A 301-nucleotide genomic window follows, 5' to 3' on the forward strand; every position below is an offset into this window, starting at 1 on the left:
TTGGGTATGGATTTTGCCGGAACCATTGAGTCTGTCGGTGCCGGAGTCACCAGCTTTACCTCAGGTGATGAAGTCTACGGCTGCGCTGGAGGTCTAGCGGATTTACAAGGCGCTTTGGCTGAATACATTCCGGCGGATGCTCGCCTGGTTGCCCACAAGCCAAAACGCTTGTCCATGCGCGAAGCCGCCGCCCTGCCCTTGGTTGGTATAACCGCCTACGAAGGGCTGCAGCGTGCCGGCGCCAGCGCCGGGCAGACTCTGCTGGTTCATGGGGGTACCGGTGGTGTGGGTCATGTGGCTG

At 60.5% G+C, this 301-nt stretch carries 1 protein-coding gene; it reads left to right on the forward strand.

Annotated features, from left to right (window positions below; all coding sequences use genetic code 11):
* Window positions 1-301, forward strand: a 301-nt coding sequence (locus tag F8C76_RS19795) for an alcohol dehydrogenase catalytic domain-containing protein (protein ID WP_439108305.1), incomplete at both ends; no start/stop codon positions are given.

It is taken from the genome of Flagellimonas olearia (assembly GCF_009184425.1).
Classification (GTDB): domain Bacteria; phylum Bacteroidota; class Bacteroidia; order Flavobacteriales; family Flavobacteriaceae; genus Flagellimonas; species Flagellimonas olearia.